Consider the following 12,451-nt stretch of genomic DNA (forward strand, 5'->3'; position numbering starts at 1 on the left):
TCGGCGCTGGGCTATCGCACGCCAAATCAAATGGCAGAAACCTATAACTTAACCACGAGGACTCTCTTAGAAAAGGCTTGCTAAATGGGGAGCATTACATCTGGTACCCTTTGGGCAGATCGGGATAGAAATAATTTTTCCGCGCGAACAGCGACTGACTTTTGACATCGCCGCCCACCGCCAGAATCATCATAATGGCGTAATCGACCGCTTTCTGATTGAGCACCGGCAACGCCCCCGGCAGACCCAGACAAACCGGGCAGGTGAGGCTGTTCGGCGGGGCGCCATAGGCAACTTTGCAGCCGCAGAATATTTTGGAGGCGGTATTCAATTGGGCATGCACCTCAAGCCCGATATTCACCTCAAAACCATCTATTGTTTTCGCATTAGCCATCATCATTATTCATTTTTGCATTCACATTTTTCAAGAAAATCAATAACAACCGCATTGAATTGATCGGGCGCCTCCATATTTACCATATGCCCCGCCTCTTTGATAATCTCAAGCTTTGCATGTTCTATCAAGCCGGAAAGCTGCTCGGCCAGTGGCCTGAAAAATATATCTCGCTGACCAACAACGACCAGGGTCGGAATTCTTAACCTATTACAAAGACTGATATCATCTCGCTTTATATATTTACCTTTCATCGGGTCGAGCCAGGGTGCCCCGCCGAAATCATTCATCATCTCTTCCATTTCTTTCCGAAGATGCGTATGTTTCCTGTCATAATATGACAGAATCGACTCCATATATTGCCGTTTTGCTTCCACCACCCCTTTCTCCCTGGCCGGAGCCGCAAAATCGCGAAATCTTTTTGGGGGCCGCCATCCGGCGGCAACTGTCGCGGCCAGGGTCAGCGAGAGAAGCTTTTCCTGATGATCGATGGCATAAGCCATTGCATCGCCGCCACCCATGGAAAATCCAAGCAAATGAAACCGATCAAAGCCAAGATGCCTCACCAGATTTTCAAGATCACTGGTTCTATCCTCGCGGGCATAATTGGTCGAAGGAGCATCCGACAAGCCATGTCCCCGGGCATCCGAAATTATCACCGTATATTTTTCTGTAAAAGATTCAATTTGATACCGCCACATTCGCCGATCAAGCGAGAAACCATGCAACAGAACCAGCGGCTCTCCGCTTCCCGACATCTCATAGTAAATGCGAATATTTTCCGAGTTAAAGTATGGCATTTATTCTCCGGTCATCCTTTCAATACATCGCCCGATCTGAAACAGCGACAGCTCATCAAACATGCCCGCCATAAGCTGAATCCCGACCGGACGCCCATCATTGACTTTTCCATACGGAATAGATATGGCCGGAATACCGGCCAGATTGGCCGGCACCGTGAAAATATCCGAAAGATACATATCCAGCGGATTATGTATCTTCTCCCCTATTTTGAAAGCAGCCGTCGGTGTTGTCGGAGTAAGGATCAAATCGACCTCATTAAAAGCTTCGGCAAAATCATTCCTTATCAGATTCCTTAACTGAGTAGCGCGGTTATAATACGCCTCACAACAACCGGCCGACAGAACATAGGTCCCCAGAATAATCCGCCGTTTGACTTCCCGCCCGAATCCCTCACTTCTGGTCCGGCACATCATTTCACCCGGCTCATCATCATTAATACGCAACCCATATCGGGCACCATCATACCGGGCAAGATTGGATGAAGCTTCGGCGTTGGCAATCACATGATAAGTCGCAATGGCCAGGTTGATATGCGGCAGATCGATTTCGACAAGCTGATGCCCGTCATCAATTAATCTTGAAACGACCTGTTCGAATATATTTTCGATCTCCCTGTCGATTCCCTCTTTAAAAAATGACCGCGGCAAGCCGATCCGGAATTTTATGTCAACATCCAGATTGCCTGTTATGCCGGAGTAATCATGTTTTGCGGAAGTGGCGTCATTCTCATCGAACCCGGCAATAACCGAAAAGAGCGCCGCAAGATCATCTATATTGCGAGCCATCGGCCCGATTTGATCCATCGATGACGCAAAGGCCACCAGCCCATAACGCGAGACTGCCCCATAGGTCGGTTTCAGGCCATAAATACCACAAAATGCCGCCGGCTGACGGATCGAGCCGCCGGTGTCGGAGCCGAGCGCGACCGGAACCATGCCGGCCGCTACCGCTGCCGCCGAACCGCCCGATGAGCCGCCCGGTACCAGATTCTCGCCATGCGGATTAAGCGTCGGGCCGAAATAGGAAGTCTCGTTGGAGGAACCCATCGCGAATTCATCCATATTGGCCTTACCGACAATAACGGCGCCGGCATCGACAAGCCGTTCGATACAGGTGGCATTAAAGGGTGGGATAAAATTTTCGAGAATTTTTGAGGCACAGGTGGTCGGATAATCGGTCAAACAGATATTATCTTTGATGGCGATCGGAACACCTGCAAGAAAGCCGGGGTTTTCACCCCGGCTGATTTTGCGGTCAATCTGTTCGGCCTGCTTCAGGGCGAGACTTTCGGTCGCCGTGATAAAGGCATTCAGCTTATGATTTTTTTCCTCGACAGCGGACAGCGCGGCGCGACATAGCTCAACGGCAGAAAATCTTTTCTTCTGCAATCCGTCGGTTATGTCTTTAGCAGCCGCTTGTCCATAGTCAGGCATCATAAAAATGACAGATACTTGTCTAACTCATAATCGGTTACGCTGGCCCGATAGCCGTCCCACTCGACTTTTTTGTTGGCGATCAGGGCATCGAAAATATGATCGCCCAGTGTTTCACGAAGAAGCTTCGAATCCTTCATGGCCTTGATAGCGTTCTCCAGCGAATCGGGCAAGGCATCGATATTGAGCGCCTGGCGCTCTTTTTTGGTCATTGTGAAAATATTCTGCTCGATCGGATCGGGCAATTCATACTTGTTTTCAACACCGGCCAGTCCGGCGGCCAGCATTACTGCAAAGGCCAGGTACGGGTTGCAGGCCGGGTCGGGCGAGCGCAGTTCGATGCGCGTCGATTCGGCGTGCCCCGATTTGAACATCGGCACCCGGATCAGACTGGAGCGGTTGCGCGTTCCCCATGAAATATAAACCGGGGCTTCATAGCCGACCACCAGTCGCTTATAGGAGTTGACCCACTGGTTGAGTATCAGGGCCATTTCCTTGACATGCTTAAGGATACCGGCCGTGAAATAACGTGCAAACTCGGACAGATTATATGGGTTTTTGCCGTCATAGAATATGTTGCGCCCTTCTTCGAATACCGACATATGGACATGCATACCGGAACCATTTTCGCCAAAAATCGGCTTGGGCATGAAGGAAGCGTGCACGTCGTTCTGCATGGCGACTTCCTTGACAACATACTTGTAAATCTGCACAAAATCGGCCATCACCAGCGCTTCCTGGTATTTCAGGTCTATTTCCTGCTGACTGGGGGCGACTTCATGATGCGAGCATTCCACCGGCACACCCATAAACTCCAGCGCGGCGCTGGTGTATTTACGCAGCTGCGTGCCCAGATCGGCCGGCCCGAAATCGAAATAACCCGAACGGTCTATCGGCTCGGCCTCGGTTTCACTGGCAAAATAGAAATATTCCAGCTCCGGCCCGGTATAGAAAATACGTTTCTTCTTTTCCAGCTTGCTTAGTACCCGCCGCAACACCCAGCGCGGGTCGCCTTCATACGGAGTGCCGTCCGGGTTCTGAATATCGCAGAACATCATAGCTGTTTTCTGGCCGCCGTTTTCCCACGGCATAATCCGGAATGTCCGCAAATCGGGCACGGCGATCAGGTCAGATTCCTCTATCCGCACAAAACCCTCAATCGAGGAGCCATCGAATCCCTGCCCGCGTTCAAGCACCGCTTCAACTTCCGAATTAGTAATCGCAATACCTTTCAACCGTCCCAGAATGTCGGTAAAATTCAGTCTGACATAGTGAACTTCGGAATCACTGATAATCCTTAAAATATCCTCTTTGGACTTGGTCACCGCAGCGCCCTCCAATTAAATTTTGAAAGAGGCAATTTATAAATTATAACCCCCAACGCAATTTAAAAACAAGAAAACAATTAAACGGATTTTTGGGGATTATATTTGATTAAATCTTCATTATTGCGAAGAATTATCAAAACCGGCAAAAAACACCTAAGGCACTTGGAGAAAATAGATTATCTTTACGGGTCGCTATAAACAGATGATGTCATTCCCGCCCGTCCCGGCGGATTAACTCTGGCGAGAATTCCCTTGCCTATCATAACCGCCCATTTGTCATTTCCGCGAAGGCGGAAATCCACTTTCCGATGTTTCGGCAGGTCCCGGTAGGGCAGAACCCGAAATCCCGCCAATGTGGGATGCAGTGGTTCTGCCAACACTTCCGACAACATCTATTTTTGTGGGCGGCCCGCCGCGGCGATGCCCCATCTGCCCCATCCACAAAACAGGAGAATTATATATAATCCGATAAATTATCGACACCATTGCGAAGACTGTGTGTATAAAATATATCAATATAATGAAAATCATCTCAAGAGTCCGTTGTTGTCAATTTGGAGGGAAATAATGAAAATTAAGTTGTTTCTGTCTCTTTTGTTTTTTATCTGTCCAATTGCCATTGGCCAGATCAATCAGACAATTGTTTTTGATACTACAAGGTATCCGGCTTCAGGTTCTGATAAAGAACATTGGGATTTTGTGGGTACATTTGCGTTTAATTCTCTTCCCCAACCCTTGAAAAAGACTCTTGTCAATTTCGAATTGGAGGCAATTCGCGATGATGCAACGGATTGGCAAATAAGACTGTTAAATCATAACAATGTCGCAAGGATGCTCAGCGATACTTTATTCAATTGGCCGGGTCCACATAAACGCGGCGACAAATATTCTGGTTATATAGAGTTTATCCCTCTAATGTCTGATAAGTGGACAATGGTCCTGACAAACAATTGTACAGGAAAAGTGCCCATCCCAGAAATGATGATTTATCATGGTATTTCCTTTCAATGGTGTCTAAACGAGGATGGCGAATTACTATATCTGGATCAAATTGATTCGTGCCCATGGTGCTCCATTGCTAAAGCTGTCTTTATAACCCCTGACACATTACATATAATGCAATTTACTTATTTACGAGGTTCAGAATTATGTGATTATGACATATTTGTTACACCAATTCCGCATATTGATGACACTTCGACCATCATTTATGTCCTTCATGCAAATTCACTTGTCACTCCGTATTATGATATTGCGATTGGAACAAGTAGCGCTGATATTTCATACGAGCCATGTAATATAAATTATGTAATGTACCCTGGGGATAGTCTCATTATTCCAATAAAATTCATCCCCAGACTAGCGCAGCAAATTTGCAGCATCAATCTCGATTTTAATGACCGCTCATCTAATAGCGACCGAAAATATGAACACCAAAGCATTATCTGCGGTTTTATTTTTGACAATGATGGCAACCTGCGTTATTGCGGCGGTAGTAATTTTGGCCACGTTCCGGAAGATAAATATCCCAAGCTTCCCTATCCGGAATGGTATCTTCAATATGATCGCAAGGATACCTCCGTTTATCTGAACAGGTGTGAGCATTGAGACCTGGGTGGCAACCGAATCTCCTGATAATTTTATATGGCACTTATTGGTATTATTTATGTATAAATAATATCGCTCAATGAAGATCTTTTTGAAGAAATTGGCCTGATTAACACTAAAGACTGACTCATGCGAACTAATATTGCTTTATTTGTCTTTCTTTTTATTTGTTCAATGACCTTTGGGCAGATCAATCAGACAATTGTCTTTGATACAACAATCTATCACTTTTCACCGCCTCCGCGATGGGCTTATGTCGGCACTTTTGAGTTCCAGTCTCTTCCTCAGCCATTAAAAACTACGAGAGTGAATTTTGAACTTGAGGCGGTTCGTGAAGATATTAATCAGGTTGAGGTCAGTAATTGGCAAATAAGGCTTTTAAATCATGATAATGTCGCAAGGGTGATAGGTGATACTTTGTTCAACTGGCCCGGTCCGCATAAACGCGGTGACAGATATTCCGGTTCTTTTGAATTCATTCCTCTGATGGCCGGCAGGTGGACAATGGTCCTGGCTAACAACTGTATCGGAAAAGTCCCTGTCCCGGATATGATGCTCAACCGGGGAATTTCCTTTCAATGGTGTATAGATGAAAATGGCGAGTTGCAATATTTAAACCAACTTGATATGGGCCCATCTTGTTCAGTATCTAGGGCTGTCTTCATAACGCCAGACACATTGCATTTCCCGCAATTTTCTGATAGACGGGGCTTGGAATTATGTGATTATGATATGATTATTACCCCCATTCCTCATATCGATGACACCTCCACCATTATCTTTAATCTTCATGCGAATTCACATATTACTCCTCAATATGATATTGCGATAGGAACAAACAGTACAGATATATCTTTTGAATCAAAGAATATTAATTTTAATATACCGGCGGGGGATAATCTCGTCATCCCGGTAAAGTTTGTGCCGAGACTTGCGCGAGAGAGATGTAGTATAAACCTTGTTTTCAATGACCGCTCTTTGAACAGCGAGAGAAAATATCAACGCCAGAGCATTGCATGCGGATTTATATTTGACGACGATGGCAAGCTTCGCTATTGTGGTGGGAATAATTTCGGCCACGTTTCAAAAGAGAAATATCCCAGACTTCCCTATCAGGACTGGCATCCCAAATTCGATCCCAAAGACACAACCGTTATTCTGCATAGATATGAGTGAGCGCAGGTCGCGGTTCCGGGTGCATGAGCGCGGGCGAATAAGCGAGAAACCTGACATTTCCGTAAAAATCTCAGGCATCCCGTAATGTTATCGGCGCCTTCTCAAACCAATTGGGCCGACTCGGCAAACAATAAAACCGTTAAGAAACCGAGGCTACTTTATTGCCGATATGGTCATAAACTTTCTTCAGTTCCTTTTTAGGGCTGAACTCGACAAAGGCAGTATCTTCCTTCACCCAGACCGTATGCCCGGCGGGCCAGTAGAACATCTCACCCGCTTTACATACTTCTTCGTCACCATTGGAGTAACGGACGTGGATAGCTCCTTCAAGCATATAACCCCAATGCGGGCACTGGCATTTATCACCCTGAAGTCCCTCGAGCAGAGGGGTGGCATCCGCGCCGGCTGCCAGTTTGACATAGGCCACCGCCATATCGTCCCATTCGGATACGCGAAATGTGGCGACAGGTAATTTCAGAGCGACCGGTATTTCCTCTTTTTTTAATTTCATGGCATTATTTTCCTTTTGCTGAGGTTTTCAACGCGAAGGCGCATAATACAAATCTGCAACCTTCTCGATTTACAGTAATATGCAATCATGGGCCCGACGAATTAATTTCTCAAAGCAGACCCATCATCGTGGATATGTTACGTCCACTATGTTGAAGTTGTTTGGGCGAATTACGAAATACAGCAGAATAAAATATCATGACTTGTAAAATGATCGATACTAATCGCCGGTGTCCCGTTTGACCCACGCTTTGACCGAAATAATGCGCTGGCCCTCGGTCCGCTCGACTTCCAGCAGGATATCCTTCCAGCGCAGGACGGTCCCGGCGGTCGGCACCGAGCCGACCAGATCATAGATCAACCCGCCGACCGTTTCGAATTCGCCGAGGTCATAGTCGAGATCGAACTCTTCGGCCAGCTTCTCGATGGCCAGACCGGGATCGACGCGGATAGAATTGTCGGACAGGCGGATAATGGCTTCATTTTCGAAATCATGTTCGTCCTGAATCTCGCCGACGATCTCTTCGAGAATGTCCTCCAGCGTAACCAATCCGGCCGTGCCGCCGAATTCATCGACAACAATCGCGATATGCACCTTGTTGGCCTTGAACTCGGCCAGGAGATCACTGATTTTCTTTTTCTCCGAGACAAAGTGCGGCTCGCGCATGTAATTGGTGATATCGAATGTGGCGGTGCCGTTCGTGAAACCGGTAAAGAGATCCTTGACATAGAGGATACCGATGATGTTGTCGATGGTGTCGTCATAAACCGGATAGCGCGAGTAGCCGACATCGCGGGTCAGTGACCGGATATCATCGATACCGGTTTTTCGGTCGATGCCTTTAATATTCACGCGCGGCACCATCACCTCGCGCACTTCGGTGACATCGAGCTGAAATATCTGGCCGATCATCTCTTTTTCGTCTTCCTCGATCATCGACTCGGAGACACCGGCCTGGTCGGCGAGGGTTTCGAGGGCCCGTTCGATAATATCTTCCTTCTGTTCGTCGGGAATCTTCTGATTCTTGTCATGAACAAAAATTTGGCCGTAAATCATGACGATCGGTTTGAAGAGAATATATATGCCGACATAAAGCGGCAAATATTTGACGATTTGCCGGTCACCCAGCCGGAGCACCCGGCGCCGCGGCAGGATTTCGAAGAATATCAAATAAAGCGCCCAGACCGTAACCAGGACAGCGGCATAAGTGACACTGACACGAAAATTAAACGTGTCTATGAAATAGTCGGCGGCGAGGATCGCCAGAAAGGTCAGCAAAAGGAGCGCCAATGACTTAAAGACAATGATCAACTGGATAGAAATTCGCGGCGACTCGAGAATCTCGGTCAGATGTTTTTTGCGAAAGTCGGACAATCGTTCGGCAACATGTTCGATGCGTTCCGGTTCGATATAGGCCACCGATGAGTACAAGGCAAGGACATAACCGATGTAAAAGATCAGACCCGCCATGAGGATATAAGCCGCAATAATCATCGGCTCATCCTCCCCAGATAATATTTCTCTGTCGCCTGCATAAGTTCGGCATCGCGCTTTTTCATGTGGTCGTAGCCAAGCAGGTGCAGGAATCCATGACAGCAAAGATGCTGAATTTCGTCCCGGAAACTGACGCCGTCGTCGTCGGCATTTCGGGCGGCGGTGTCGGTGGAAATATAGATTTCGCCGAACACGGCATCCTCCCCCGGCTCATCATCGATATTGAATGACAGAACATCGGTCGCCCCCTTCTTCCCGCGAAAGTCCCGGTTGAGGACGGCCATGCGGCGGTCGCGGATGAAGACGAGATTGACCGTACTGTCCGGGGGTTCCTCGTCTTCTTCGATCATTTCGATCAATTTTATGATCGACTTGCGGGGAATGCGGCGGTTCGATTCTGATATGATATTTATCTGCATTACTTTTTCTCATCCTTGTCGGGATACTCGATGCGGTGGTGGAAGGCGCCGATAAGGACCTGCGTGAATGATTCACGAATCATGGCCAGATCCTTCAACGTCAGCGGACATTCCTCGAGTTCACCCGATTGAAAACGGTCATTTATAATATTTTGCACCAGGTTCCTGATTCGTGCCGGTTTGGGATCGGTCAGGGTCCGGCTGGCGGCCTCGACCGAATCGGCCAGCATCACGATGGCGGTTTCTCTTGTCTGTGGTTTCGGGCCGGGATAACGGAATTCATCTTCGGGCGGATTAGCTACCCCCATTTCTTTGGCTTTATTATAAAAATAGGTCATAATCATCGTCCCATGATGTTCCTCGATAAAATTGAGGACCTCATCGGGAATGTCGGCCTCTTCCCCGATCTGTCTTCCCTTCTTCAGGTGCGAGACCAAAACAATGGCCGACATGGTCGGCGTAAGACTTTCATGTTTCGATTTTATACCCAGCTGGTTTTCGACGAAATATTCGGGGATTTCCATTTTCCCGATATCATGGTAATACGCGCCGACCCTGGCCAACAGCGGGTTGGCATCGATAGCCTTGGCGGCCGCCTCGACCAGGTTGCCGATCTGGAACGAATGATGAAATGTCCCTGGTGCTTCCAGAGCGAGCCGTTTGAGAAGCGGATTATTAAGGTCGGACAACTCAAGCAGAGTGATATTAGTGGTGAAACCGAATAGTGATTCGAATACGGGCAATATACCCATGGCCAGAAGCGGCGACAGGACGGCATTGGCCCAGCCGAAGCCAAGCAGGTTAAGTAATTTTTCTCCCTGCACCACCTTAAAGGATTCAAGGATAAAGATCATGGCCGTGTACGTGAGCAACAGATAAAGTACCGCTTTGAAGAAATCGGAGCGATGGCGGACCTTCTGAATGGAATAGCAGGATACCAGGCCGACGATAACGGCGATCAATGATATCGAAAAATTGAACCGCTGTAATATTCCGAGAAGCAGCGCCAGAATAAAGATATTAAAGGTGCCGACCTCGGCATCGAAGAGGACGGTTATCAAAATGGCGAATATGGCCACCGGATACAGATAGATGGACAAGTCCCACCTCAGGCCGATAAAGTATATCAGGATCAGCTCCAGACCATAAACGAAGAACAGGGCCAGCAATTTGGGGTTGGACATATAGATTTTCTGCTGGAAATAGTAAAGGTAGAGATATAGAGCGAGGAAACAGGCGATGATAAGCAGAAATCGTACAACCGCGGGAATCAAGGGCGTCAGCCAGTTTTTCTCTTCGGACAAAGCTTTTTCCTGACGATACATCTCCTCCAGAATTTTTTCCTGTCTCGGGGTGACCTGGGATCCGGCGCGAACGATGACATCACCGACGGCAACAACCTCACTGGTATCGGAAATCTCATTCATGGCATTCAGACGGCGGGTGTTCATCTCTTCGATATTAACGGTCAGATTGGGAACAATAAAATCACGGCCGTATTCATAGTACTCATCGACATTGAAAGAGTCGATCAGGTAGCGATTGTTCAATGCCGCCAGGAGATTGACATAGGCCAGTGACAGATCCAGAAGCTTGTCACGAACCATGAATATTTCGCGATTTCCGATTCTCACGATAACAGAACGGTTTTTTGCCTCCGGAAGGCCGCTTCGATCAGGCAGGACGCCGGTATAGTATATTTGATTTTTCAAGATATCTTCAATTATGGATTTAGTAAAATTAATGCTCTGATTTTTAAGAAGTTTTTCGAAGGTGGCCGGTCGAATCGATGGAAATTCCAGCATATAAGTCTGCTTTAACGAATCGACAATGGAGTCCAAGGTTTGGGGAGGCAGCCGTTGCGATTTCATCAGGGAATCGATGATTCCGGCAACTTGTCTTCCGCGACTCATAAAGCGGTCGAAATTCTGAAGCGTGGAATCGACTATAACGGTGTCACATTCAATAATGGTAGGAATGGCATTGGCGGCGGATTCCTTCTCCTCGCGCAATTCATCGCTCGTTTTAAGCATCGTAAACTGTAACGGCGCTAAAATATCCTTTTGGGAGATTTCGCCTTTGCGAGGAAAGTCAAAGGGTCGGAGGAAATTTTCGACCGGATATAGAAAAGCGATGGCGGCGGATACCAGCAGCACCATCAAATATTTATTTATTTTACTGCTGGTGCGCGTGGTCGGCAGCTGACGCGTTTCGGCCTTGACCTTCAGAAACCTTTTGATCAGTCTTTTTAATCTTATCAGGACTTTGTACATATGTCCGGGGAGGTCCCTCTTTACCCCTTTCGACGTTTCTTCTCGTACTTTTCATAAGCACGAATAATTTTCTGCACCAACGGATGGCGCACGACATCCTTGTCGGTTAAATATACAAATTCAATGCCGCTGACGTCCTTTAAAATTTTCTGAATGACGACCAGGCCCGAGGATTTATTTTCGTCGAGATCGATCTGAGTAATATCTCCGGTAATAACGGCCTGGGAACCCTCGCCCAGGCGGGTCAGAAACATTTTCATCTGCGCCGGGGTGGTATTCTGGGCCTCATCGAGAATGACAAAAGTATTATTCAATGTCCGCCCGCGCATAAAAGCGAGCGGGACAATTTCGATGATGCCGAGGTCGATCAGTTTCTTGATTTTCTCGGCCTGCATCATCTCATGGAGAGCGTCATAGACCGGCCTGAGATAAGGATCGACTTTGGCCCGGATATCCCCCGGAAGAAAACCCAGTGATTCGCCGGCCTCAACGGCCGGACGCACCAGGACAATTCGATTAACGCGTTTATTTTTGAGAGCGGCGACAGCGACAGCAACAGCCAGATAGGTTTTTCCGGTGCCGGCCGGGCCGATCGAAAAGACGATATCATTATCATTGATAGTGTTCAAGTAGAGTTTCTGCCCGACGGTTTTGGGGCGCACCTCCCGTTTCAGATGGGCCAGCGTCTGGACATCATCAATTATCGAAGCTGGTCCCCCCTGACCTTCCCGGACCATTTCCATGGAGTAGTTAAGATATTGCTCGGTAATATAATTTCCATGGCGAACGCGTGTCACCAGATCCTCGATAAGATCGATGATTTGTCGGACTTCGTCCTGACCGCCTTCGACTATGATTTTATTGCCGCGGGCGACAATGGATGCCACGAACGACTTTTCGATCATTCTCAAATAAATATCATTTTGGCCGAAGACCAAGCGAGGATCGATATCTTCGATCATATATGTCTGTGATATTTTTTCCAACGATTTTGATTGCATCTCAAACCTT

Annotated in this window: 12 protein-coding genes; 2 read left to right on the forward strand and 10 right to left on the reverse strand. The window is 47.6% G+C overall.

What is annotated here, in order from left to right:
• Window positions 1–94: 94 nt before the first annotated feature.
• The 5 genes from CVT49_01995 to CVT49_02015 all read right to left on the reverse strand — a co-directional run bounded on the left by CVT49_01995 (window position 95) and on the right by CVT49_02015 (window position 4,351).
• Window positions 95–394, reverse strand: coding sequence for a hypothetical protein (locus CVT49_01995; GenBank protein PKK84721.1), 300 nt, complete (start codon window positions 392–394; stop codon window positions 95–97).
• Between the two features lie 5 nt (window positions 395–399).
• A complete protein-coding gene (locus CVT49_02000; GenBank protein ID PKK84616.1) occupies window positions 400–1,194 on the reverse strand; it encodes a hypothetical protein in 795 nt (264 codons plus the stop codon).
• Entirely contained in the window at window positions 1,195–2,631 is a 1,437-nt protein-coding gene (gene gatA, locus CVT49_02005; protein ID PKK84722.1) for an Asp-tRNA(Asn)/Glu-tRNA(Gln) amidotransferase GatCAB subunit A, read from the reverse strand.
• Entirely contained in the window at window positions 2,631–3,956 is a 1,326-nt protein-coding gene (locus CVT49_02010) for a glutamine synthetase (protein ID PKK84617.1), read from the reverse strand. Before CVT49_02010 ends, gatA begins: the two co-directional genes overlap by 1 nt.
• 185 nt (window positions 3,957–4,141) lie before the next feature.
• Window positions 4,142–4,351 (reverse strand): hypothetical protein, encoded by a 210-nt coding sequence (locus tag CVT49_02015; protein PKK84618.1) that lies wholly within the window; start codon window positions 4,349–4,351, stop codon window positions 4,142–4,144.
• Between the two features lie 175 nt (window positions 4,352–4,526).
• Between CVT49_02015 and CVT49_02020 the strand changes: the two genes are divergently transcribed.
• Entirely contained in the window at window positions 4,527–5,567 is a 1,041-nt protein-coding gene (locus CVT49_02020) for a hypothetical protein (GenBank protein ID PKK84619.1), read from the forward strand.
• Window positions 5,568–5,696: 129 nt separating this feature from the next.
• On the forward strand, window positions 5,697–6,743 hold the full coding sequence (locus CVT49_02025) for a hypothetical protein (GenBank protein PKK84620.1): 1,047 nt from the start codon (window positions 5,697–5,699) through the stop codon (window positions 6,741–6,743).
• A 139-nt stretch (window positions 6,744–6,882) separates the two neighbouring features.
• Here CVT49_02025 and CVT49_02030 read toward each other — a convergent pair whose 3' ends face one another.
• From CVT49_02030 to CVT49_02050, 5 genes are all read right to left on the reverse strand, one after another.
• Window positions 6,883–7,254 (reverse strand): hypothetical protein, encoded by a 372-nt coding sequence (locus CVT49_02030; GenBank protein ID PKK84621.1) that lies wholly within the window; start codon window positions 7,252–7,254, stop codon window positions 6,883–6,885.
• 219 nt (window positions 7,255–7,473) lie between these two features.
• Entirely contained in the window at window positions 7,474–8,748 is a 1,275-nt protein-coding gene (locus CVT49_02035; GenBank protein PKK84622.1) for a hypothetical protein, read from the reverse strand.
• Complete coding sequence (gene ybeY / locus CVT49_02040) at window positions 8,745–9,167, reverse strand: rRNA maturation RNase YbeY (protein ID PKK84623.1); 423 nt, start codon at window positions 9,165–9,167, stop codon at window positions 8,745–8,747. The genes CVT49_02035 and ybeY overlap by 4 nt, the downstream gene beginning before the upstream one ends.
• Window positions 9,167–11,440 (reverse strand): hypothetical protein, encoded by a 2,274-nt coding sequence (locus tag CVT49_02045; GenBank protein PKK84624.1) that lies wholly within the window; start codon window positions 11,438–11,440, stop codon window positions 9,167–9,169. Before CVT49_02045 ends, ybeY begins: the two co-directional genes overlap by 1 nt.
• Before the next feature lie 20 nt (window positions 11,441–11,460).
• Window positions 11,461–12,441 carry a phosphate starvation-inducible protein PhoH gene (locus CVT49_02050; GenBank protein ID PKK84625.1) on the reverse strand — a complete coding sequence of 327 codons (981 nt, stop codon included), beginning with the start codon at window positions 12,439–12,441 and terminating at the stop codon, window positions 11,461–11,463.
• Window positions 12,442–12,451 lie beyond the last annotated feature (10 nt).

The organism is candidate division Zixibacteria bacterium HGW-Zixibacteria-1 (genome assembly GCA_002838945.1).
In the GTDB taxonomy this organism is placed as follows: domain Bacteria; phylum Zixibacteria; class MSB-5A5; order GN15; family PGXB01; genus PGXB01.